Raw genomic sequence first — 23,695 nt, forward strand, 5'->3', positions numbered from 1 at the left:
CCGCGCGTCACCGGTGCCCGGTGGGCGGCGTTGCCGGAGGAGAACGCCGTACCCAGTCCGAGAGCGGTGTGTTGAGCGAGGTCAGGGGGTGGCCAGCTCGAAGCGTCGCACCGTCACCGCACCTCCCAGGGCCTGGGTGGCGTGGTTGAAGATGGCGAACCGGTACCCCATGAAGAAGGTCCAGTTGTTGTTGAGGGTCAGGGCGTTGCCCAACGAGACGAAGTTGACCCCGTCGGTGCTGTACGAGAAGCGGGCCTGCCGACCCGATCCCGGCCGGATGTCGGCGTTGGCCCGCAACCAGATCCGCCCGCCGGAGACCGCCGCACTGGCGATCTCGCTGCCGGTGCTGGTGGTGTCCCAGTTGCTGTTCATGGTCAGTCCGTTGGTCATGACCACCCGGGTCTGCCCGTTGTCGCGGCGGACCCCGATCCAGGCCGAGACGTCGCGCAGCATGGCCAGTCCGGTGCGGTCGCCGTCGCGCATGGTGGAGTAGTCCAGCTCGACGGTCGCCGTGGAGGTCGGCCCCTGGATGCGGTGGGTGACCGTGTTCCGGGCCTGGTAGAGGTCGTTGGTGACCGAGGCGGTCTGCAGACGCAGTCCGTCGTTCACCGACCACCGGCTGTTGTCCGGGTTGTGGTTCCACTCCCACTGCGGGCCCAGGGTGGTGCCGGCGAAGGTGTCCACCCCGGTCAGGGGCTTGACCGGGCGCAGCGGCAACGGGTTGGGGTAGTTCACCCCCCAGGCGCCGTTGACGGTCTGCACCTGGGGCCAGCCGTCGGCGGTCCAGTTGATCGGGGCCAGGGTCGGCACCCGCCCGCCCGGGTAGGCGTCGGTGAAGGCCATGTAGTACCAGGCGCCGTTCGGGGTCTGCACCAGGCCACCCTGGTGGGGTACGCCACCACCGGCGATCGGGCCCTGCATGTTGAGCAGCACCTGCCGCTGCTCGTACGGGCCGAAGGGCCCGTTGGTGGACTTCAGCACGTACTGGCCGTTGGCGGGGCGGGTCAACCAGATGTAGTAGGCCCCGTTGCGCTTGTAGAACCGGGCGCCTTCCAGGGTGCCGATGCTCGAGGGGGTCTGGTAGACCTGCTGGGCGCGTACCTGGCTGCGCCCGTCGGCGGAGAGCTGCGCGACACTGATGGTGCCGTTGCCGTACGCGACGTACATCGTGTCGTTGTCGTCGATGAGCATGCCGGCGTCGTAGTAGCAGGGCAGGGTGGCGTGCCGGGTCCAGGCGCCGTCGACGGCCTTGGCGGTGTAGATGTGGGTCTGGGCGAAGTTGATGCACCCGGCCCAGTAGTAGGTCTGGTTGCTCGGCCGGTAGCTCAGGGTCGAGGCCCAGATGCCCTCCACGTACGCCTGTTGCCCGGGGGGCAGGTCGTACTTGGTGCCGAAGTCCAGCCGGGGCACGGAGTGCCCGGCGAACTCCCAGTTCACCAGATCCCAGGAGCGCAGGATCGGGGCCCCGGGCGAGTAGTGCATCGTCGAGGCGGTCATGTAGTAGACGTCGCCCACCCGGATCACCTCGACGTCGGCGAAGTCCTGCCAGACCACCGGGTTGGTGAAGTTGCCACCGGTGGGCGGCGGGGTCGTCGGCCCGGGGGTGGGCCCGTCGCCCATGCGGACCAGTTGCCACTGCTGGTTGGCGCCGTTCCAGTCGTCGTACTGGACGATGTTGCCGCCGTCGGCGGTCGAGGCGTTCTGCACCTCCATCACCCGGTTCGAGTTCCGGTTGATCAGCCGTACGTAGCCACCGGCCGAGTCGGCCAGCCGGAACTGCTGGTTGGTCCCGTTGTGGTCGGACCACTGCACGATCGAGGCGCCGTTGGCGGTGGAGAAGTTGTAGACGTCGAGCACCTTGCCGGAGTGCCGCGACTTGAGCCGGTAGTAGCCGCCACCGGAGTCGACGAACTGCCACTGCTGCTGGTTTCCGTCGTTACGCGACCACTGGGTGATCCGCGCTCCGTCGTTGGTGGCCAGGTTGTAGACGTCCAGGGCCTTGCCGCTGTTGCGGTTGACCAACACGTACCAGGCGTTGGTGTCCACCGTCGCCGCCGAGGCCGGTGTCGCCGCCACCGCCACCAGGGTGCCGCCGACCATCACCGCCGCCGCCACCGCCGCCCACATCCGCGACCACCACCCACGCCGACGCGGCGCGGGTCCTGAGACCTCGCCAATGGCAACCATGATCCTCCTTCGGGAATGACAAGCCGTACGACCGGGACGGCCTGCACTGCGGCGAGCGTCATGGTGATCTCCAGCAGCCCATGTGATCGTTAACATGTCACCCGGTGCCCAGGGGGTGACATGAGATCGGCTACTGAGGAGAGACGCGCAGCGGCCCGGACAGCCGCAGATATCGTCCGTCGTCACTATCGACTGTGAGCGATAACACCACGTTAGTCAAGACGTAACGCGCGCCGCGGCGATGGCGGGCGGGTGGCGCGAGGAAGACCCCGGACGAGGGCGTGCGGCCACGGTGGTGACGGGTCCCGCCGCGAGCGGCAGGACCCGTCACACCCCGCTCAGAAGCCGCGGGCCAGGCGGTAGTACGCCTGGTTCCAGCGCAGTTCGTCGGCGAAGCGACGCGGGTCGGTGTCCGCGTCGATGACGACCAGTTCGGTACGGGCCATCTCGGCGAGGTCGTGCAGTTCCTCCACCCCGACCCCCTGGGACAGCACGGTGTGGTGCGGAGCCCCCGCGGTGATCCAGGCCTCGGCCGAGCCGGCCAGGTGCGGGCGGGGCCGCCAGACGGCCCGGGCCACCGGCAGCCGGGGCAGGGGCTGCGGGGGTGGCACCACGTCGACCTCGTTGGCGACCAGCCGGAACCGCTCCCCCATGTCGGCCAGACCGAGCACCACGGCCGGGCCGGGTTCGGCGTCGAAGACCAGGCGGACCGGGTCCTCCCGGCCACCGATGCTCAGCGGGTGGATCTCGACGTTGGGCACCCCGGCGGCGATCGTCGGGCACACCTCCAGCATGTGCGCCCCGAGGATCATCTCCTGACCCGGGGTGAGGTCGTAGGTGTAGTCCTCCATGAAGGAGGTGCCACCCTGCGCGCCGACCGCCATCGCCTTGACGGTGCGCACCAGCACGGAGGTCTTCCAGTCACCCTCGCCACCGAAGCCGTACCCGTCGGCCATCAGCCGCTGCACCGCTATGCCGGGCAGTTGCCGCAGACCCCCGAGGTCCTCGAAGTTCGTGGTGAAGGCGCGGAAGCCGCCGGCCTCCAGGAAGGTACGCAACCCCAGTTCGATCCGGGCGGCGTAGCGCAGCGAGTCGTGCCGGTCGCCGCCGGGGCGCAACTCGGCGGCCACCCGGAAGGTGTCGTCGTACTCCTTGACCAGGTCGTCGATCTGGGCCTCGGCGACCTGGTCGACCACGGCTACCAGGTCGTTGACCCCGTAGGTGTTGACCGAGACGCCGAAGCGCAGCTCGGCCTCCACCTTGTCCCCCTCGGTCACCGCCACGTCGCGCATGTTGTCGCCGAAGCGGGCCAGGCGCAGCGAACGCATCGCCGACCAGCCGATCGCCGCCCGGGTCCAGGCGCCGACCCGGGAGACCACCCGGGGGTCGGTGACGTGCCCGGCGACCGTCTTGCGGGCCACCCCGAGCCGGGTCTGGATGAACCCGAACTCCCGGTCGCCGTGGGCGGCCTGGTTGAGGTTCATGAAGTCCATGTCGATCTCTTGCCATGGCAGCTGGACGTTGGCCTGCGTGTGCAGGTGCAGCAGCGGGGTACGCAGCGCGTCCAGGCCGGTGATCCACATTTTCGCCGGGGAGAAGGTGTGCATCCAGGCGATGACCCCGACCGCCCCCTGCACGCCGGCATCCTGGCAGACCTTCAGGATGTCGGCGCTGGTGGTCAGGACCGGCTTCCAGACCACCCGGGCGGGGATGTGCGGCGAGTCGTCGAGCAGGGCGGCGATCTGACGGGACTGCTCGGCCACTTGGCGGAGGGTGTCCTCGCCGTACATCGCCTGGCTTCCGGTGAGGAACCAGACCTCGGGTTCAGGTTGTGCTGCCATGGGGGTTGCCTTCCGCGAGAGGGGCGGTCACTTGTAGCGGATGCCGATGAGGCGCTGGAACAGGATGAACGCGAAGAGCAGACCTCCGATCACGATCTTGGTCCACCAGGAGTTGAGGCTGCCGTCGAAGGTGATCAGGGTCTGGATCACGCCGAGCACCAGCACCCCGAGCACCGTGCCGAAGACGTAGCCCGCTCCTCCGGTCAGGACGGTACCGCCGATCACCACGGCCGCGATCACGTCGAGTTCCATGCCGACCGCGATCAGTGGCGCCCCGGACAGGGTGTAGAAGGACAGCAGGATCCCGCCGATCGCCGAGCAGAGCCCGCTGATGGTGTAGACCAGGATCCGGGTACGCCCCACCGGCAGCCCCATCAACAGGGCCGACTGGGGGTTGCCGCCGATGGCGTACACGTTGCGCCCCAACCGGGTGTAGGCCAGCACGTACGCGGCGATCAGGACGACCGCGAAGGCGATCAGGACGCTGACCGAGACGAAGTTGCCTCGGGGATCTCCGATCCGGTGCTGCGCCATCGTGGTCCAGAACCCGTCCGTGATCCGGATCGAGGAGTCGCTGATGAAGGTGCACATGCCCCGGGCGAAGAACATCCCGGCCAATGTCACGATGAAGGGCTGGATGTCGAAGAAGTGGATCGCACAACCCATCAGGAACCCGAGAGTCGGCCCGATGAGCAGGGCGATGACCAGCACCAGCAACGCCGGCAGGCCGGACTGGAGCAACCAGGCCGAGACCATCGCGGTCATCGCGACCACCGAGCCGACCGACAGGTCGATGCCGCCGGTGAGGATCACGAAGGTCATCCCGACGGCGACCACGAGCAGGAAACCGTTATCGATGAAGACGTTGAAGATGACCTGGATGTTCGAGAAGGCCCGGTACTGGGACACCCCGATGCCGTACATGACCAGCAGCAGGGCGAGGGTGACCAGCACCGGCACGTGACGCCGGGGCAGCCGGGCCCAACTCGGGCCGGTGGTCAGCGAGGTCGTGGTCACGCCGTCACCTCTTCCTTCTGACGCTGCGGGGTCGGGGCCGGCGGGGGCGGGGTACCCCGCTTGCGTCGACTGAACTTGGCGCGGAAGGCCGGTGCCTGGATCAGGCAGACCGCGATCACGACCACCGCCTTGAACAGCAGGGCCGTCTGCGGGGAGATGTTCATGGCGTACACCGTGGTGGTGAGGGTCTGGATGATCAGCGCACCGAGGATGGTGCCGCTGAGGTAGAACCGGCCGCCGGCCAGGGAGGTGCCGCCGATGACGACCGCGAGGATCGCGTCGAGCTCCACCCAGAGACCGGCGTTGTTGCCGTCGGCGCTGGAGACGTTCGCGGTCATCATGAAGCCGGCGACGGCCGCGCACGCCGCGCTGACCACGTAGACCAGGAAGACCATCCGGGCCGACCGGATGCCGGCCAGTCGGCTGGCCTCCCGGTTACCGCCCACCGACTCGATGATCATGCCCAGGGCGGTACGCCGGGTCAGCGCCGCGATGAGCAGGGCCGCACCCAACGCGATGAAGATCGCCAAGGGCAGGGTCAGGAAGTGGCCCAACCCGATCGCCCGGTACGGCCCCGAGTTGATGGTGATGATCTGCCCCTCGGTGACCAACTGGGCCAGACCCCGGCCCGCCACCATGAGGATGAGGGTGGCGATGATCGGCTGGATGCCGATCACGGAGACCAGTACCCCGTTCCAGGCGCCGAGCACGAGTGCGGCACCCAGGGCCATGGCCAGCGCGGTGAACACGGTGACCATGCTGTTCTGATCCGGCGCCTGACTGATGTGCAGGCAGGCGATGGCGCCGCTGATGGCGCAGATCGAACCGACCGACAGGTCGATGCCGCCGGTGGAGATGACCAGGGTCATGCCCAGCCCGACCAGGATCAGCGGGGCGCTCAACCGGAGGATGTCGATCGGAGTGCCGTAGAGGTGCCCGTTGTTGACCTCGACGGCCAGGAAGCCGGGACGGTAGACGGTGTTCGCGGCCAGCATCACCACGAGGACCATCACCGGCCAGAACAGCCGGTGTGTCGCCATCGACCTGAGACGCTCGTTCACGGCTTCGCCTCCTGCTTGATCGATCCGCTGGCGATGGTCTGCATGACCCGCTCGGCGTCCAGGGTGTCGTCGTTGTCGAGCTGGGCGACCATCTCCCGGTCCCGCATCACCACGACCTTGTGGCTCAGCCGCAGCACCTCCTCCAGTTCGGCGGAGATGAACAGCACGGCCATGCCACCGTCGGAGAGCTGCACGACGAGCTTCTGGATCTCAGCCTTGGCGCCGATGTCGATGCCACGGGTCGGCTCGTCCAGGATGAGCAGGCGAGGCTCGGTGATCAGCCAGCGGGCCAGCAGGACCTTCTGCTGGTTGCCGCCGGACAGGTTGCGTACCGGCAGGTCGGGGTTGGCGGGGCGGATGCTGAGCGCCTTGATGTACTGCTCGACCAGTTCGTCCTGGCGGCGCCGCGGAATCGGGCGCAGCCAGCCCCGGGCGGCCTGCATCGCCAGGATCATGTTCTCCCGAACGGTCAGGTCCGGGATGATCCCCTCCGCGCGGCGGTTCTCCGAGCAGAAGCCGATGCCCTTGTCGATGGCCTGGACCGGGTTGCGCAGGCTGGTCGGCTTGCCGTTGACCGTCACCTCGCCGCGGTCGGCCCGGTCCGCGCCGAAGAACAGCCGCGCCGCCTCGGTCCGACCGGAGCCGAGCAGACCGGCCAGGCCGACCACCTCACCGGGATGGATGGTCAGGCTGAAGGGGGCCACCGCGCCCTTACGGCCCAGCTGGGAGACCGCTACGAAGGGGGTGCCGCCCTCCACGGCCGCCAACTCCCGTCGGGGCTGCTCCTCGAGCCGTTCCAGGACGTCGAGTTCCTTGCCGATCATCTTCTCGACCAGGGCCAGCTGCGGCAGCTCCCCGATCGGGTACTCACCCACCAGGGTGCCGTTGCGCAGCACGGTGATCCGGTCGGCGATGCCGTACACCTGGTCGAGGAAGTGGGTGACGAACAGGATCGCGATCCCCTCGTCGCGCAACTGACGCATGATGCGGAACAGTTGCGCCACCTCGTCGGCGTCCAGGCTGGAGGTCGGCTCGTCGAGGATCAGCACCCGGGCCTGTACGTCGATGGCCCGGGCGATGGCGACCATCTGCTGCACCGCCAGGGAGTAGCTGGCCACCGGGGCGGTGACGTCGATGTCCAGATCCAGGCGGGCCAGCAGTTGCCGGGCCCGGCGGCGCACCTCGCCCCAGCGGACGGCGCCGAGGCGACGGGGCTCCCGCCCGATGAAGATGTTCTCCGCCACGGAGAGGTTCGGGCAGAGGTTGACCTCCTGGTAGACCGTGCTCACCCCGGCGGCGGAGGCCTGCATCGGGCCGGAGAAGGCCACCTGCTCGTCGCCCAGGGTGATGGTGCCCTCGTCGATGCCGTAGACCCCGGTCAACACCTTGATCAGGGTCGACTTGCCGGCGCCGTTCTCGCCCATCAGGGCGTGCACCTCACCGGGAAAGAGCCGGAAGTCGACATTGTGGAGTGCACGCACTCCGGGAAAGGACTTACTGATCCCGGTCATCGTCAGGACCGGACGGCTATCCGTCATCCCATCAGGCCTTCTTCTGGGTTTGGGTCGTTTCGGGGGCTACGGCCTTCCCGTGACGTCCGCCCGACCGCCCCTTCAGGGGTCGGCCGGGCGGACGTGGCACCGGAGGTGTCGTGCCGCCGGTCCGTCGGGGAAGCGGGTGACGCGGCGGGGCCGCCACCAGTCAGCGTGGCGACCCCGGGCGTCGATCAGTACTTGCGGTTGGGCAGGGCCTCCTTGGCCTGCTCCTGGGTGAAGGTGGTCTCCTCGGTCTCGATCCGCGGCGGCACCTCTTCACCCGCGTGGATCTTCTTGGCCAGGTCCATCAGCTGTGGGCCGAGCAGCGGGCTGCACTCCGCGATGAAGTTGAACTTGCCGTCGGCGAGGGCCTGCATGCCGTCCTTCACCGCGTCGATGGTGATGATGGTGATGTCCTTGCCGGGCTCCTTGCCGGCTGCGGTGATCGCCTCTAGGGCACCCAGACCCATGTCGTCGTTGTGCGCGAAGAGCACGTCGATCTTCGGGTGGGCCTTGAGGAACTGCTCCATGACCTGCTTGCCGCCGGCGCGGGTGAAGTCACCCGACTGGGAGGCGATGACCTTGAGCTTGGGGTCGGCGGCGATCGCCTCGGCGAAGCCCTTCTTGCGGTCGTTGGCCGGGGCCGAGCCGGTGGTGCCCTGCAGCTCGACGATGTTCACGTCACCGGTCGCGTCCTTGGAGTTCTCGACCAGCCACTCCCCCGACAACCGGCCTTCCTTGACGAAGTCCGAACCGAGGAAGGTCTTGTACAGCGACTTGTCGGCCGAGTCCACTGCGCGGTCGGTCAGGATGACCGGGATGCCGGCGTCCTTGGCCTCCTTGAGCACGGTGTCCCAGCCCGACTCCACGACCGGCGAGAAGGCGATCACGTCGACCTTCTGCTGGATGTAGTTGCGGATGGCCTTGATCTGGTTCTCCTGCTTCTGCTGGGCATCGTCGAACTTCAGGTCGATGCCCGCCTCGGCAGCCGCCTCCTTGATGGAGTTGGTGTTGGCCGTCCGCCAGCCGCTCTCCGCGCCGACCTGGGAGAAGCCCATGACGATCTTGTCGTCGCCGCTTCCTCCTCCGTCGGTCCCGGTGTCGCTGTTGCCGCAGGCTGCCATGCCGCCGGCCAGAAGCACGGCGGCCAGCGCCGCGACTGCGCGCCGAGGCGCGAGGGACATTCGCATGTTTCTCATCGGATCTCCTCGGGTGGGGTGCGGGTTCCACGCCGCCGGCCGAGGCAGGCGGAGTGGCGTACTTGTGGTGTGGTGTCTGTGCGCGGGTGCGCGTAGTCGGTCGCGACCCGGGCGGGCCGCGACCCGGGTCAGGTGTTCGCCACCGGTGCGGGACGCTGGCCGTAGACGTTCTGGTAGCGGTCGTAGAGGGCGTCCACGTCGGCCTGGGCCATCGGCACCGGTTGCCCCAGGGCGCGGGCCAGGTGGGCGGTTCGCGCCACGTCCTCGCACATCACCGCGGCCTTGACCGCGGCCCGGGCGGTCCGCCCGATGGTGAAGACCCCGTGGTTGCGCATCAGCACCGCGGGCGAGCGGTGCCCGGTCAGGGTGCTGACGATCCCCTTGCCGATGTCGTCCCCGCCGATCAGGGCGAAGGGGCCCACCGGGATCTCCCCGCCGAACTCGTCCGCCTGGGCGGTCAGCCAGCAGGGGATCGCCTCGCCCCGGGCCGCCCAGGCGGTCGCGTACGTGCTGTGGGTGTGCACCACCCCGCCGACCTCCGGCATGGCCCGGTAGACGTAGGCGTGCGCGGCCGTGTCACTCGACGGGGACAGGTCACCCTCGACCGGCATCCCGTCCAGGTCGCAGAGCACCATGTTGTCTGCGGACAGGTCGTCGTAGTCCACCCCGCTCGGCTTGATGATCATCAGGTCCCGCCCGGGTACCCGGGCGGAGACGTTGCCGGCCGTCCAGGCCACCAGCCCGTAGCGGGTCAGCTCACCGTGCAGCCGAGCCACCGTCTCCCGCAACTCACGCTCGATCATGCGACAACCTCCAGCGCGGTCTCGTTCGTCGACCCGGCCGACCCGGCGGCCGCGTTCCGGATCGCCCGCAGCCGCAGCATCACGTCGTTGGCGCCGCGACCGAAGTGGTCGTGCAGGGTGCGGTACTCGGCGTAGAGGGCGTCGTAGGCGCGTACCCGGTCGGGGTCGGGGCGGTAGACCGCCGCGCTGATCCGGCCCATCGCCTGCGAGGCCTCGTGGATCGAGGGGTACGCCCCGGCGGCCACCGCGGCGTGGATGGCCGAGCCGAGGGCCGGCCCCTGGGCGGAGCCGATGATGCCCAGCGGCCGGTTGGTGACATCGGCGTAGATCTGCATCAGCAACTCGTTCGAGGTGAGCCCACCGGCGATCACCAGATCGTCGACGGGCACCCCGGCCTCGACGAAGGCCTCGATGATCATGCGGGTGCCGTACGCGGTCGCCTCCAGCAGCGCCCGGTAGACGTCCTCCGGGCGGGTGGCCAGGGTCAGGCCGACGATCATCCCGCTGAGATCGTGGTTGACCAGCAGGGATCGGTTGCCGTTCCACCAGTCCAGGGCTACCAGGCCGTGGGCGCCGACCGGCTGGGCGGCGGCCAGTTCGGTGAGTCGCTCGTGGGAGGCGACCCCGGCCGGGGCGGCGTGCTTGACGAACCAGCCGAAGATGTCCCCGACCCCGCTCTGGCCGGCCTCGTAGCCCCAGGCCCCGGCGCTGATGCCGCCGTCGACCACCCCGCACATCCCGGCCACCTCGGCCGGGTGGGCGCCGTTGACCACGTGGCAGGTGGAGGTGCCCATGATCGCCACCAGCCGGCCCGGCGCCAGGGCCTGCGCGGCGGCGGCGGTGACGTGCGCGTCGACATTGCCGACGGCCACCGCGATGCCCTGCGGCAGGCCGGTCCAGGCGGCGGCCTGGGCGGTGAGCTCACCGGCCTTGCCGGCCAGCGGCATCAGCGGACCGTCCAGCTTGGTCACGAAGTCACCGAAGTCGGGGTTCAGGGCGGTCAGGTAGTCCGTCGAGGGGTACCGCCCGTCCTGCATGATGCCCTTGTAGCCGGCCGTGCAGACGTTGCGGGTCTCGACGCCGCACAACTGCCAGACGATCCAGTCGGCGGCCTCGATGAAGCGCTCGGCCCGCCGGTAGACCTCCGGGTCCTCCTCCAGCAGCTGCAATCCCTTGGCGAACTGCCACTCGGCGGAGATCTTGCCGCCGTAGCGGCCGATCCAGGGCTCGCCGCGTTCGTGGGCCAGGGCGTTGATCCGGTCGGCGTGCGGCTGGGCCGCGTGGTGTTTCCAGAGCTTCACCCAGGCATGTGGACGGTGCCGAAGGTCCGGCAGCTCGCACAGCGGGGTGCCGTCGGCGAGGGTCGGCAGGACCGTACAGGCGGTGAAGTCGATGCCGATGCCGACCACCTGGCCTGGATCGACCCCTGCGGCGGCGACGGCCGCCGGTACGGCGTGGCGCAGCACGTCGCGGTAGTCCTGCGGGTCCTGCAGGGCCCAGTCGGGGGGCAGGGGTGGACCACCATCGGGCAGTGTGGACTCGATGACGGCGTTGCGGTACTCGTGCACCGCCGTCCCCAGCTCGGCTCCGTCGCGTACGCGGACCACCAGGGCCCGCCCCGACAGGGTCCCGTAGTCGACGCCGACGACATACCGGTCGCCGACTTCGTCCACACCGCTCATGCTCACCTCCGGCCGATGACGGACCTCAGTGTTAACGCTCACATCAGGCGTCGTCAAGACACCGTCCGGCAACAGCTCCGTAACGGAGTACGGGGCCCGTCGTGACCACCTGACACCGGCCGAACCGACACCTGCACCACCCACCTTGCGACATCCGCCGGGTCCCGCGCCAGAGGTACGACCCTGCCAGCCGTCGCCCATTTCATCCACACCGGTCGACGCCTGCCGCGACGTCTCCGACCACCCTCAGGGGACGGATCACCCCGCCGCCCCGATCCCCGGCGGCGCGTCCCTCGGTGCCACCCGGACGACGAACCTCCCCCGCGGACCCTTCGCCGGCCCGCCCGGCACCCGCATCGAGGCGCCGCGACGGATCTTCACGCCCTCATATGAGCGTTAACATCCTTCGATCGCAGGTGTGGCTGAGTGGATCAAACCGACGACCCTGCCGCGCCGCTTCGGAAAGCCGCAGAACGGCATATCCGAATCGCTCCCACATGGGAATTCACCGATTTCTCCGCCGTCCAGCCTCTTTTGATCAAGCAGCGATCCGGCGTTTCGCAGACATTGACGGTGATTTACATAACTGGATGTCAGCGATAACATCCCAGACATCGGAGGGCCCTGTCCGGGAGAACCACCACCGTCACCGCCGGCGTCGCCGCACGACACCCGGCTGACTCGATCTCTGGGCGCCGGCGTCCCCGCCACGGGTGGCGGCACTCCGACCCATCTGACCGTGAGCAGGCCATGCCTGCCCGCGCCCACCCGACGAACCGTCTGGGCCGCCCGACGACCCGCGGTCGGTGATCCATGACCGACACCCATCCGTCCCTGTCCCGAGGAGGATCGAATGCGCGCACGACCACGATGGTTGGCCGTTCTGAGTGTGCTGGTGCTGACACTCACCACGGTCGTCGTCGACGGGCTCCACACACCGAAACCCGCGCAGGCGCTCAACAACGGGGTGGCCCGTACCCCACCGATGGGGTGGAACACCTGGAACACCTTCGGTTGCAACATCAACGAGACCCTGATCCGGCAGATGGCCGACGCGATCGTCAACACCGGGATGCGCGATCTCGGCTACAAGTACGTCGTCGTGGACGACTGCTGGTTCGATCCCAACCGCGACGCCCAGGGCAACCTCCAGGCTCATGCCGGCCGTTTCCCCAGCGGCATGAAGGCCCTCGGCGACTACCTGCACTCCCGTGGCCTGCTCTTCGGCCTCTACCAGGTGCCCCGGGAGAAGACCTGCGCGCAGTACTTCGGCGCCTGGCCGGGCTCCACCGGCAGTCTCGGCCACGAATACCAGGACGCCCGGCAGTTCGCCGCCTGGGGGGTGGACTTCCTCAAGTACGACTGGTGCTCACCCTGGGGCACCATCAACGACCAGATAGCCGGGTTCTCGCTGATGCGTGACGCCCTGGCGGCCACCGGTAGGCCCATCGTCTACAGCATCAACCCGAACAGCATCCACGAGAAGACCGGCCCCCTGCGCAACTGGGGGGACATCGCCAACATGTGGCGGACCACGGAGGACATCACCAACGCCTGGAACACCGGTCAGACCAACGGCTACCCGATGGGCATCCAGAACATCGTCAACGTCAACGTGCCGATCGCCTCGTACGCCTCGCCGGGCTCCTTCAACGACCCGGACATGCTCGTGGTCGGCAACGGCGGCATGACGGACACGGAGATGCGCAGCCACTTCGCCCTCTGGGCGATCATGGCGGCACCGCTGATCGCGGGCAACGACATCCGCAACGCCAACGCCGCGACCCTGGACATCCTGCGCAACCAGAACCTGGTGGCCATCAACCAGGACCCCCTGGCGCTGCAGGCCGTGCAGGTCTCCCACGACGGCACCCGCCGGGTGCTGGCCAAGCGGCTGGCCAACGGGGACGTGGCCGTGGCCCTGTTCAACCAGGGCAACTCCACCACCACGGTGTCCACCACGGCGGCGGCCGTCGGCAAGTCCGGCACCTCGTTCACCCTGCGGGACGCCTGGACCAACACCACCTCGACCAGCACCGGGACGATCTCGGCCAGCGTGCCGGCGCACGGCACGGTGGTCTACCGGGTCAGCGGCGGCACCACGACCACTCCCCCGCCCCCGCCGCCCACCTTCCGGCTACGCAGTGAGTCGGCCGGCCGCTGCCTGGACGTCAACAACAGCGGCACCGCCAACGGCACCGCGACGTTGATCTGGGACTGTCACACCGCCAGCAACCAGAGCTTCACCCAGAACGGTCAGGCCCTCCAGGTGCTCGGCAAGTGCCTGGACATCTCCCCGACCGCCACCCCCGGTACCCCGGTGCAGATCTGGGACTGCAACGGCGGCACGCACCAACAGTGGACGTTCAACGGCAACGGCACCATCAGCAACGTCCGCTCCCCCAACCTCTGCCTGGACGTCAACAACAACGGCACCGCCAACGGCACCCCCGTCATCGTCTGGACCTGCCACACCGCCCCCAACCAACGCTGGACCCGCACCTAGCAGCCCCCTAACCCCCACCCCCCTCTCCCCGTCGATCATGCACTTCCGGTCGCCGATATGCCGGTATTCACACCTTTCGTCGGGACGGAAAGTGCAAGATCGGCGGGGAGGGGGGGTGAGGAGGGGGGTGAAGGCCAGTTCGGCGGCGCCGATGAGGGTGGCGTCGTCGCCCAGGGCGGCGGTACGCAGCTTGACGTGTTCGCGGGCCACCGGCAGGACGTTGCGGGCGATGCGGGCCCGGACCTGTTCGGCCGCCCCGGGATACAGGTCGCACAGCATCCCGCCGAACACCACCATCCCGGGGTTGAACAGGTTGATCAGGTTGGCCACCCCGATGCCCAGCCAGTCACCGATCCGGCGCAGCGCCTCACGGGCGCCCGGATCTCCCCGGTCGGCGTCGTCGGTCACCGCCCGGATCGCCGCACGGCCGAACAGCTCGGCGGGCCGCCCGGCGGCGTCGAGCAGGGCCCGCTCGCCGACCTCGGCCTCCAGGCAGCCGGACGAGCCACAACCACAGGCCCGTCCGTCGTACGGGTTGACGACCATGTGCCCGACTTCGCAGCCGTAGCCGCCGTCCCCGCCCAGCAACCGACCGCCGACGATGATCCCCGGCCGGTCTCCGCGGGTGACTCCTCCTCTACCAGGCCCAGTCGGGCCAGCTCGGTGGTCAGCGCCCGGATGGTGCTGCGGTTGAGCCCCATCCGGGTGGCCAGCTCGGCACGGGAGATCGCGCCGCGACGATGGACGTGGCGCAGCAGTGTGCCGGCGTTACGCCGACGGATCTCCTCCGGGACCACCCGATCCTCCGGCATCAGCGTCGATGCGGCCTGTCCGACGGGAGGCAGTGTGGTCACCACCCGCCGTGACGTCAAGGTGTGCGGCGGGGGTCAACGACTCGCGCCGGCCCGGCGCTTGTTGTAGACGTCGAAGGCCACCGCGACCAGCAGCACCAGCCCCTTGACCACCGACTGCGTCGAATGCTCGACCCCCATCAACTGCATACCGTTGCTCATCACGGCCATGATCAGGCCACCCACCATGGCACCCACCACGGTACCCACCCCACCGGTGACGGCCGCTCCGCCGATGAAGGCCGCCGCGATCGCGTCCAGCTCGAACATGTTGCCCGCGGCCGGCTGCGCGCTGTTGGAACGCGAGGAGAAGATGACCCCGGCCACCGCGGACAGGAAGCCCATGTTGACGAAGATCCAGAAGTTGACGGTACGGACCTTCACCCCGGACAGCATCGCCGCCGGCAGGTTGCCGCCGATCGCGTAGACCTGCCGACCGAAGACGGTACGGCGGGTGAGCAGCCCGTAGACCAGCACCAGCACGGCCAGGATGATCAGTACGATGGGCAGGCCCCGGGCGTTGGCCAACTGCCAGGCGAACCACATGACCACGGCACCGACCAGGACCATCCGCGCGACGAACAGGGCGAAGGACTCCACCGGCTGCTGGTAGCGGATCCGCGCCACCCGGGTCCGGAAGCCGCTCACCACGTAACCGGCCACCGCTATGCCGCCGATGAGCAGGGTGAAGGCGTCGTAGCCGTCGCCGCCGATGAGTCCGTTGAGGAAGCCGGCCGCGATCTGGTTGTACTCGGCCGGGAAGGGCGACAGGGAGACGTTCTCCAGCACCCGCAGGGTCAGACCCCGGAACAGCAGCATGCCGGCCAGGGTCACGATGAAGGCCGGGATGCCGACGTACGCGACCCAGAAGCCGTGCCAGGCGCCGACCGCCAGCCCGACGGCCACCGCCGCCAGCACCCCGACCCACCAGGGCTGCCCCTGCCGGATGATGACCACGGCGCTGACCGCGCCGGTCAGCGCCACCACCGAGCCGACCGACAGGTCGATGTGCCCGCCGATGATCACGATGACCATGCCGATGGCGAGCACGAGGATGTACGAGTACTGCAGGACGATGTTCGTGATGTTGCCCGGACTCAGCGAGACACCCTCGGTGAGAACGGCGAAGAGGGCGACGATGACGACCAGCGCCGCGAAGATGCCACTCTGCCGCAGATTGTTCATGATCAGGGCGCGCGGGTCGCTGCTGCCGACGTGCAGGACGGCGGCGGGAGTAGCCTCGGCCGACCCACCCTTGTGGACCGAGGAGGGCTTGGTGCTGGTCATCAGACGGATTCCTTGTCCCTCGCCATGAGTTCCATCAGCTTCTCCTGGGTCGCCTCGGCCGCCGGCAGCACGCCGGTGATCCGACCCGCCGACAGGGTGTAGATGCGGTCGCACATGCCCAGCAGTTCCGGCAGCTCGGAGGAGATCATGACGACCGCCTTACCCTCGGCGACCAGCCGGTTGATGATCGTGTAGATCTCGAACTTCGCCCCGACGTCGATGCCCCGGGTCGGCTCGTCCAGGATCAGCACGTCCGGATCGGTGAACAGCCACTTGGACAGGACGACCTTCTGCTGGTTTCCGCCGGAGAGCTTGCCCACCACGGACAGCACACTGGGGGCCTTGATGTTCATGTCCCGGCGGCTGTCCTCGGCCACCCGGGTCTCCTCGTTGTCGTGCACCCAGCCGGCCCGGGACAGCTTGCGCAGGCCCGCCGAGGAGACGTTGTGCCGTACATCGTCGATGAGGTTGAGCCCGAAGCGCTTGCGGTCCTCGGTGGCGTACGCGATGCCGTTGCCGATCGCCTCGGCCACCGAACGCGCTCTGATTTCCTTGCCGTGCAGGTACAGCCGACCGGAGATGTCCCGCCCGTAGGAGCGCCCGAAGACGCTCATCGCCAACTCGGTGCGGCCCGCCCCCATCAACCCGGCGATGCCGACCACCTCCCCGGCCCGTACGTTCAGGCTGGCCCGGTCGACCACCAGCCGGTCCTGGGTGGGGTGCCGGACGGTCCAGTCCTCGATGCGCAGCACCTCCGCGCCCGGGGAGGAGACCCGGTCGGGATAGAAGCTGTCCAGGTCCCGGCCGACCATGTCCCGGATGATCTGCTCCTGGGTGACCTGGCCCGAGCCCATCTCCAGCCGCCGCACCGTCCGGCCGTCGCGCAGCACCGTGGTGGAGTCGGCGATGGCGGTGATCTCGTTCAGCTTGTGCGAGATCATGATGCAGGTGATGCCCTGGTCACGCAGCCGGCGCATCAGGTCCAGCAGGTGTGCCGAGTCGATGTCGTTGAGGGCGGCCGTCGGCTCGTCCAGGATCAGCAGTTTGACCTTCTTGGACAGCGCCTTGGCGATCTCGACCAGTTGCTGCTTGCCGACCCCGAGCTGCACCACCGGGGTGACCGGGTTCTCGTGCAGGCCGACCGAGGCGAGCAGTTCGGCCGCCTCGGCGTTGGTGCGGTTCCAGTCGATCAGGCCGCTGCGGCCCCGGCGTTCGTTGCCGAGGAAGATGTTCTCGGCGATGGACAGGTACGGCACCAGGGCCAGTTCCTGGTGGATGATGACGATGCCGTGGGCCTCGCTGTCGCGGATGCCCCGGAAGTCCACCGGCTTGCCGTCGAGCAGGATCTCCCCGGAGTAGCCGCCCGTGGGGTACACCCCGGACAGCACCTTCATCAGGGTGGACTTGCCGGCGCCGTTCTCACCGCAGATGGCGTGGATCTCGCCACGGCGTACGGCGAGGGTGACGTCCTGAAGCGCCGCCACCCCCGGGAAGGTCTTGGTGATGCGACGCATCTCGAGGATGTGGTCGTCCATGCTCACCCTCCTGCGGTCTCGATCAGGGTGCGGGCGAAGTGTGCGGTGGTAAGCGATCCGGGCTCGGCGGCGAGTGCTCGCCGCCGAGCCCGGGGATGACGCCGTCAGCCCTTGGCCTGGCCGGCGGCGACCTCCTCGGCGGTGAAGTAGCCGGAGTCGATCAGGACCGGCTTGATGTCGTCGGCGAACACGGTCTCGATCGGCAGCAGGTACGACGGCACCACCTTGACCCCATTGTCGTAGGTCTCGGTGTCGTTGGCCTGCGGGGTCTTGTCCTGCAGGAAGGACTCCGCGGCGATCGCGGCCTGCTCGGCCAGCAGTCGGGTGTCCTTGAAGATGGTGGAGTCCTGCACCCCGTCGTTGATCAGTTTGACGGAGGCGATCTCGGCGTCCTGCCCGGTCACCACCGGCATGTCGTCGCGGTAGCCGGCGTTCTGCAGGGCGGTGATGATGCCCCGGGAGAGACCGTCGTACGGCGAGAGCACCCCGTGCACCTTGGTGCCGTCGTTGTAGCTGGAGGTCAGCAGATCCTCCATCCGCTTCTGCGCGCCCTCCTGCTGCCAGCGCAGGATCGCCACCTGATCGATCTTGTTCTGCCCGGACTTCACCTTCAGGGTGCCGGCGTCGATGAACGGCTTGAGGGTGTCCATCGCCCCGCCGAAGAAGTACTGGGTGTTGTTGTCGTCCAGGGAGCCGGCGAACAGTTCGATGTTGAACGGCCCGGTCGCCTCACCCTTGGCGCCGTCCTTGGTCTGCAGGCCCAGCCCGACCAGCAAGGCGGTGGCCTGGGCCACCCCTACCTTGTAGTTGTCGAAGCTGACGTAGAAGTCGACATTGGGGCTGTCCCGGATGAGCCGGTCGTAGGAGATCACCGGGATCTTGGCGTCGGCCGCCGCCTGCAACTGCCCGCTGAGCGCGGTGCCGGCGATCGCCGCGATGATCAGCACGTCGGCCCCACGGGTGATCATCTGGTCGACCTGCTGGGACTGGGTGGGGATGTCGTCGCCTGCGTACTGAAGGTCCACCTTGTAGCCCTTGGCCTCCAGCTTCTCCTTGACGAAGTTGCCGTCGGCGATCCATCGCTCGGAGGTCTGGGTGGGCATCGAGACGCCGATGGTCAGATCACCGGGCTTGTCGCTGTCGTTACCGCTGCCGGCGCCCTCACCACTGCACGCCGCCAGGCTCAGCGCCAGCACGGCGCTACCGAGAGCGGCCAGGATTCTTCTGCTCACTGGCTTCCCCAATCTGAACTCGCGCCGTCGCCCCGGCGGCATGGGTCGCACTTGGAGGCCAAGTGTTAGCGCTCACATCGACCAGGTCAACACCTGTTCTGAGATCCAGCGGTCACGGTCTCGTAACGTTCCCGCCACTCCCCCGATCGGCTGGGGAACCGCAGGTGGCGGCCGGTGGCGAGGGCTGAGATCCCCCGGAACCAGGGCGTGCCGGCCACGGCACCCCCCGTGGCCGGCACGCCGGTCCGCAGTCGCGCGGGTTTCTCAGCCCCCTATCGCGATGGCGAAGATGTGCATGGTCGGTACGTTGGCCGCCGGCCGGGCGCTGATGTTGGGCAGTTCCACCCGGCTCACCGGCTTGTTCTGCAACCCCACCCCGAGGTAGTAGATGCAGGCGGAGACGTTGTGCCGCTGGTTGCCGGGGCGGTTCTGGTATGCCATCACGATGGCGGCGGAGCCACCGGCGTGCGGTCCGCCGTACCAGTCCGGGGTGCTCAGGGTGAAGCTCTGCCGGGTCCCGTCGGCGTAGACCACAGTGGCCGTGCCGGACACCGCACCGTAGGTGCCGGTGGCGAGGATCCCGAGGGTACGCCCCGTGCCGGTGACGCCTATCGACTGGCCGGAGGCGATCGCGTTGTCCGCGCCGCCGGGGGCCACGGCGGGCCAGCGGAAGTTCACCCCGTTGCGGCTCACCGTGCTGCCCGGGGTTACCCCGGCCTGGGCCAGGGCCTGGGCGGAGAGGCTGGCGCCGTTGCCGTCGAAGTTGGCCACCCCGGTGTTGCTGTCGTTGCTGGTGCCGGCGTTGGTGAAGCTCTGCTCCAGGGTCGGTGCGGTGGGCGTACCCACCGAGCCGGTGGCCCGGTAGGTGCGCCCGCCCTGCACGGCTACCTCGATCAGGTCGGGCTCGATCCGGGTGGTCCGGGGCGAGGTGCCGTCGGCGGTGTCGACCAGGGTGAAGGTGCCGGTGAACATCCGGGCCCGCAGGCGTACGGTGCCGGGCCGGTCCGGCCGGACGAGGATCTCGGTGGCCTGGCCGTTGCTCCAGGTCAGGCCTACGGTGTGGCCGCCCCGCCCGCGCAGGCCGCTGACGGATCCGGTGGGCCAGGCGGTCGGTAGGGCGGGCAGCAGGTGCAGCTCACCGGCGTGACTGTGCAGCAGCATCTCGGCGATGCCGGCGGTGGCGCCGAAGTTGCCGTCGATCTGGAACGGTGGGTGCAGGTCGAACATGTTCGGTGCCAGCCGGGCCGGGGTGGCCAGGTAGCGGATGAGGTCGTGCGCCCGGTTGCCCTCTTCCAGGCGGGCCCAGAAATTGATCTTCCAGGCCAGGGACCAGCCGGTGCCGTCGTCGCCACGGATCTCCAGGGTGCGTCGGGCGGCCTCGAACAGTTGGGGGGTGCCCCGCCGGGTGATCTGATTGCTGGGGGCCAGGCCGTACAGGTGGGAGACGTGCCGGTGGTTGCGTTCGGTCTCCACCCAGTCGTAGAGCCACTCCATGATGTTGCCGCGCGAGCCGACCCGGGTCGGGGCCAGCCGGTCGCGGGTGGCCCGGACCTGGGCCCGGAAGGTGGCGTCGGTGTTGAGGAGTTCGCTGGCCCGGGCGCAGCCGTCGAAGAGGTCCCGCAGGATCTGGTTGTCCATGGTCGGACCGGCGCAGACGCTGGCGTCGGCATGGTGGCCGATCTCGGGTGAGTTGGAGGGGTTGGTGACCAGGTAGCCGAGGGTGGGTTCGGTGACCAGGGTGTCGAGGAAGAACTGGGCGGCGCCCTTCATCGCGGGGTAGTTGGCGCGCAGGAAGTCCAGGTCCCCGGTGAACAGGTAGTGGTCCCAGATCATGGTGGCCAGCCACGCCCCGCCGGTCTGCCACATCCCCCAGAAGGCGCCGTCGACCACGGAGGCGCCCCGCCAGGCGTCGGTGTTGTGGTGGGTGACCCAGCCACCGGCGCCGTACTGCACCTGGGCGGTGCGGGCCCCGCTGACCGTCAGGTCCTGGATCATCGCGAACACCGGCTGGTAGCACTCGGACAGGTTGGTGGTGTCCGCCGGCCAGTAGTTCATCGGCAGGTTCGCGTTGATGGTGTACTTCGAGTCCCAGGCCGGGGTCAGCGAGTCGTTCCAGATGCCCTGGAGGTTCGCCGGTTGGGTGCCCGGCCGCGAGGAGGAGATCAGCAGGTACCGGCCGTACTGGAACAGCAGGGCCGAGAACTGCGGGTCGTTGACGGTGTTGTGCTGGGCGATGCGTACGTCCGTCGGCTGGTCGGCCGCCGAGGTCCGCCCCAGGTCGAGACTCACCCGGCCGAACAGCACCTGGTAGTCGGCGACATGCCGGGCGCGCAACTGGTCGTAGCTGCTGGCCCGGGCCGCGGTGAGGTGCCGTCGCGCGATGCCCTGGTAGTCGCCGCCGACGTTGCGGAAGTTGACATAGCTGGAGCCGATCGAGATCAGCAGGGTCACGCTGGTGGCCCCGGTGACCCGCAGGGTCCCGCCGGAGCTGCTGACCGTGCCGCCGTTGACGGTGGCGTGGGCCAGGGCCAGGAACCGGACCGCCCCGTTGACCCCCTCCTGGTTGCCGGAGATCCCGTCCAGACCGATCGTCGCCCCGTCCGGGCTGGACACGGTGGTCCGCTGCGGGCTGTCGAAGGTGGCCGTGAAGGTGATCGAGGCGGACCGGTCGGCGGTCAGCCGCATCGCGATGATCTGGTCCGGCGCGCTGGCGAAGACCTCCCGCTGGTAGCGCACCCCGCTCATCAGATAGGTGACCGAGGTGGTCGCGGTGGTCAGGTCCAACTGCCGGTGGTACTGGGAGGTGCCGGTGGCACCGGGGAAGGCCAGTCGGAGGTTGCCGACGGTCTGATAGGCCAGCTGTCCTACCGGGTTGCCGAGCATGGTCTGGTTGATCAGGTTCTGGGCCTGGGACCACTGGTTGGCGAAGACCAGTCTGCGGATCTCCGCCAGCGAGCCGGCGCCCCGGGGGTTGCTGGAGTCGTGGGGGCCGCCCGCCCAGACGGTGTCCTCGTTGAGTTGCAGGCGTTCGGTGTCGCTGTTGCCGAACACCATGGCCCCCAGTCGGCCGTTGCCGATCGGTAGGGCCCGCAGCCAGTCGGTGCCGGCCCCCCGGTCGTACCAGAGGGCCAGGTCGCCGGCCGCCAACACCTGCGGGGGCGCCACCGAGCCGGCCCGGGCGGTGGCGGTCCAGGGCAGCGGCAACAGGGCTCCGCCGGCACCCGCCGCGCCGATTGTGAGAGCCTGCCGTCGGGTCAGATCTGACATCGATCCTCCAAAGGGGTGACCGACCCCGGCCACCCGAAGCGCGGAAACGTGAATGGGCACCTGCTGGATCAGCCGGTGGACGCCAATCCCGGCCGCGACGCGTCAGGTAGCCGATAGCCTGCGAGACAGGCAGACATCTGATGTGTTTCCGAAATGTTACTCCCGCCACCAGAGATAGGCAATGGTCAATGCAACGGCATTCAGTTGACCTGACCCGGCAGAAGATGCTGGTTGAACAGCTCACAGGGCAGGATCAGACCCACCCTCGGCGATCAGGGGATCGGATGTCAGCGGCCGCTTACATCAGATGTATTCGGGAGGACGGCCGTTCAGTGTCGGTCGCCCGGACGGCCACGGCGAGGGGCCAGGCTCCGATCCGCACTGGCCAGGCGGGCCAGGGCGGCGGCACGGAGCACGGCGGGTTCCTCGTAAGCAAGCCGCCGGGCGTGCTCAGCGATCAGATCCGGGATCCGGTAGCGGGTGCCACACTCGACGACCAGTCGACGCTCGCACAGGTCGGCCAGGGTGCGTCGGGCGTGCACCGGGGTCAGATTGCCCAACGCCGCTGCCGCGCACACGTCGAAGTCCGGCCCGGGATGCAGGCCCAGGTACCGGAACAGTCGTCGCCGGCTGGCGGGCAGAGCCCGGTAGGTCGACTCGAAGGCGGCCACGCAGGACTGGTCACCGGATGCGGCGACCGACCGCTGCCGTAGCCGATCGAGCTCGATGAACGCGGCGACCGTACCGTTCGACCTGCCTCCCGCGTACCCCACCCGGCCTGACAGCCGCATGAAACCCCCTCCTACCAGCGAAGTCCCGACAACTGCCTCCGACTTCGACGATGGGCCGTCGCAGGCGACGAAGGTGTCACACTCCTGATGCCGAAAGATAAAATGTTATCGATAACAAGGCAAGGGCCAATGACATCGGCGCTGGTCAGCGGGCAAGCCAGCCGCCATCGACCGGGATCACCGCGCCGTGCAGGTAGGCCGCCGCGTCGGAGGCCAGGAAGACCGTGATGCCGGCCAGGTCCTCCGGACGGCCCCAGCGGCCGGCCGGAATCCGCTCCAGGATCGCCCGGTTGCGCTCCGGCTGCTCGCGCAGCGCCTGGGTGTTGTCCGTACTGATGTAGCCCGGGGCGATGGCGTTGACATTGACCCCGTGCCGGGCCCACTCGTTGGCCAGGGCCCGGGTCAGACCGGCGATCCCGGATTTCGCCGCGGCGTAGCCGGGGACGGTGACACCCCCTTGGAAGCTCAGCATCGAGGCGGTGAAGATGATCTTGCCGGTGCCGCGCGCGATCATGCCCCGACCGACCTCCCGGGCCAGCACGAACGGGGCGTTGAGGTCGACCTCCAGCACGTGGTCCCAGTCGGTGTCGGCATGCTCGGCAGCGGGTGCCCGGCGGATCGTGCCGGCGTTGTTGACCAGGATGTCCACCGGCCGGTCCCGCTGCCCGAGCCACTGCGCCAGCGCCCGCACGGCGTCCCGATCGGACAGGTCCGCCCGATACGGCAGGAAGACCCGGCCGTACGCCTGCACCCGCCGGGCGACCTCGCTGCCGGTCTCCTCCAGCCCGGCGCTCACCCCGATCACGTCGGCACCGGCGGCGGCCAGGGCCTCCGCCATGGCCAAACCGATGCCGCGACGGCAGCCGGTCACCACGGCCAACCGGCCGGTGAGGTCGAACAT

15 protein-coding genes and 1 pseudogene are annotated in these 23,695 nt (G+C 68.8%); 1 reads left to right on the top strand and 15 read right to left on the bottom strand.

Annotated features, from left to right (window positions below):
- Positions 1-81: 81 nt before the first annotated feature.
- The 8 genes from OIE53_RS09030 to araB all read right to left on the bottom strand — a co-directional run bounded on the left by OIE53_RS09030 (position 82) and on the right by araB (position 11,325).
- Positions 82-2,187: an RICIN domain-containing protein gene (locus OIE53_RS09030; protein ID WP_327026141.1), complete on the bottom strand. Its 2,106-nt coding sequence runs from the start codon at positions 2,185-2,187 to the stop codon at positions 82-84.
- A 338-nt stretch (positions 2,188-2,525) separates the two neighbouring features.
- Entirely contained in the window at positions 2,526-4,028 is a 1,503-nt protein-coding gene (araA, locus tag OIE53_RS09035) for an L-arabinose isomerase (protein WP_327026142.1), read from the bottom strand.
- Between the two features lie 27 nt (positions 4,029-4,055).
- Positions 4,056-5,045: a galactofuranose ABC transporter, permease protein YjfF gene (yjfF, locus tag OIE53_RS09040; protein WP_327026143.1), complete on the bottom strand. Its 990-nt coding sequence runs from the start codon at positions 5,043-5,045 to the stop codon at positions 4,056-4,058.
- On the bottom strand, positions 5,042-6,085 hold the full coding sequence (locus tag OIE53_RS09045; protein WP_393339477.1) for an ABC transporter permease: 1,044 nt from the start codon (positions 6,083-6,085) through the stop codon (positions 5,042-5,044). The genes yjfF and OIE53_RS09045 overlap by 4 nt, the downstream gene beginning before the upstream one ends.
- 17 nt (positions 6,086-6,102) lie before the next feature.
- Positions 6,103-7,644 (bottom strand): sugar ABC transporter ATP-binding protein, encoded by a 1,542-nt coding sequence (locus tag OIE53_RS09050; RefSeq protein WP_327026145.1) that lies wholly within the window; start codon positions 7,642-7,644, stop codon positions 6,103-6,105.
- A 188-nt stretch (positions 7,645-7,832) separates the two neighbouring features.
- Positions 7,833-8,840, bottom strand: coding sequence for an ABC transporter substrate-binding protein (locus OIE53_RS09055; protein ID WP_327026146.1), 1,008 nt, complete (start codon positions 8,838-8,840; stop codon positions 7,833-7,835).
- Positions 8,841-8,968: 128 nt separating this feature from the next.
- Positions 8,969-9,643 (bottom strand): L-ribulose-5-phosphate 4-epimerase, encoded by a 675-nt coding sequence (locus OIE53_RS09060; RefSeq protein WP_327026147.1) that lies wholly within the window; start codon positions 9,641-9,643, stop codon positions 8,969-8,971.
- A complete protein-coding gene (araB, locus tag OIE53_RS09065; RefSeq protein WP_327026148.1) occupies positions 9,640-11,325 on the bottom strand; it encodes a ribulokinase in 1,686 nt (561 codons plus the stop codon). Before araB ends, OIE53_RS09060 begins: the two co-directional genes overlap by 4 nt.
- An 853-nt stretch (positions 11,326-12,178) precedes the next feature.
- Here araB and OIE53_RS09070 point away from each other — a divergent pair.
- On the top strand, positions 12,179-13,831 hold the full coding sequence (locus OIE53_RS09070) for a glycoside hydrolase family 27 protein (protein WP_393339239.1): 1,653 nt from the start codon (positions 12,179-12,181) through the stop codon (positions 13,829-13,831).
- A 108-nt stretch (positions 13,832-13,939) separates the two neighbouring features.
- Here OIE53_RS09070 and OIE53_RS09075 read toward each other — a convergent pair.
- The 7 genes and pseudogenes from OIE53_RS09075 to OIE53_RS09105 all read right to left on the bottom strand — a co-directional run.
- Positions 13,940-14,643: pseudogene (locus OIE53_RS09075) on the bottom strand (ROK family transcriptional regulator); the annotation flags it as partial.
- Positions 14,644-14,718: 75 nt separating this feature from the next.
- Complete coding sequence (gene mmsB, locus OIE53_RS09080) at positions 14,719-15,969, bottom strand: multiple monosaccharide ABC transporter permease (RefSeq protein WP_327026149.1); 1,251 nt, start codon at positions 15,967-15,969, stop codon at positions 14,719-14,721.
- Entirely contained in the window at positions 15,969-17,504 is a 1,536-nt protein-coding gene (mmsA, locus tag OIE53_RS09085) for a multiple monosaccharide ABC transporter ATP-binding protein (RefSeq protein WP_327026150.1), read from the bottom strand. The genes mmsB and mmsA overlap by 1 nt, the downstream gene beginning before the upstream one ends.
- A gap of 104 nt (positions 17,505-17,608) precedes the next feature.
- On the bottom strand, positions 17,609-18,736 hold the full coding sequence (gene chvE / locus OIE53_RS09090; protein ID WP_327026151.1) for a multiple monosaccharide ABC transporter substrate-binding protein: 1,128 nt from the start codon (positions 18,734-18,736) through the stop codon (positions 17,609-17,611).
- Positions 18,737-19,000: 264 nt separating this feature from the next.
- Complete coding sequence (locus OIE53_RS09095) at positions 19,001-22,003, bottom strand: glycoside hydrolase family 95 protein (RefSeq protein ID WP_327026152.1); 3,003 nt, start codon at positions 22,001-22,003, stop codon at positions 19,001-19,003.
- Between the two features lie 329 nt (positions 22,004-22,332).
- Positions 22,333-22,794 carry a hypothetical protein gene (locus OIE53_RS09100; RefSeq protein ID WP_327026153.1) on the bottom strand — a complete coding sequence of 154 codons (462 nt, stop codon included), beginning with the start codon at positions 22,792-22,794 and terminating at the stop codon, positions 22,333-22,335.
- Positions 22,795-22,939: 145 nt separating this feature from the next.
- Positions 22,940-23,695 carry an SDR family oxidoreductase gene (locus tag OIE53_RS09105; protein WP_327027129.1) on the bottom strand — a complete coding sequence of 252 codons (756 nt, stop codon included), beginning with the start codon at positions 23,693-23,695 and terminating at the stop codon, positions 22,940-22,942.

The organism is Micromonospora sp. NBC_01739 (assembly GCF_035920385.1).
Classification (GTDB): Bacteria; Actinomycetota; Actinomycetes; order Mycobacteriales; family Micromonosporaceae; genus Micromonospora.

Excerpts from the sequence above, each read along its gene's own strand:
- OIE53_RS09100 (WP_327026153.1), bottom strand. The coding sequence starts at position 22,794 with ATGCGGCTGTCAGGCCGGGTGGGGTACGCGGGAGGCAGGTCGAACGGT.
- OIE53_RS09050 (WP_327026145.1), bottom strand. The coding sequence starts at position 7,644 with ATGACGGATAGCCGTCCGGTCCTGACGATGACCGGGATCAGTAAGTCC.
- OIE53_RS09105 (WP_327027129.1), bottom strand. The coding sequence starts at position 23,695 with ATGTTCGACCTCACCGGCCGGTTGGCCGTGGTGACCGGCTGCCGTCGC.
- OIE53_RS09070 (WP_393339239.1), top strand. The coding sequence starts at position 12,179 with ATGCGCGCACGACCACGATGGTTGGCCGTTCTGAGTGTGCTGGTGCTG.
- OIE53_RS09030 (WP_327026141.1), bottom strand. The coding sequence starts at position 2,187 with ATGGTTGCCATTGGCGAGGTCTCAGGACCCGCGCCGCGTCGGCGTGGG.
- OIE53_RS09055 (WP_327026146.1), bottom strand. The coding sequence starts at position 8,840 with ATGAGAAACATGCGAATGTCCCTCGCGCCTCGGCGCGCAGTCGCGGCG.
- OIE53_RS09060 (WP_327026147.1), bottom strand. The coding sequence starts at position 9,643 with ATGATCGAGCGTGAGTTGCGGGAGACGGTGGCTCGGCTGCACGGTGAG.
- OIE53_RS09045 (WP_393339477.1), bottom strand. The coding sequence starts at position 6,085 with ATGGCGACACACCGGCTGTTCTGGCCGGTGATGGTCCTCGTGGTGATG.
- mmsA (WP_327026150.1), bottom strand. The coding sequence starts at position 17,504 with ATGGACGACCACATCCTCGAGATGCGTCGCATCACCAAGACCTTCCCG.
- mmsB (WP_327026149.1), bottom strand. The coding sequence starts at position 15,969 with ATGACCAGCACCAAGCCCTCCTCGGTCCACAAGGGTGGGTCGGCCGAG.
- OIE53_RS09095 (WP_327026152.1), bottom strand. The coding sequence starts at position 22,003 with ATGTCAGATCTGACCCGACGGCAGGCTCTCACAATCGGCGCGGCGGGT.
- araB (WP_327026148.1), bottom strand. The coding sequence starts at position 11,325 with ATGAGCGGTGTGGACGAAGTCGGCGACCGGTATGTCGTCGGCGTCGAC.
- araA (WP_327026142.1), bottom strand. The coding sequence starts at position 4,028 with ATGGCAGCACAACCTGAACCCGAGGTCTGGTTCCTCACCGGAAGCCAG.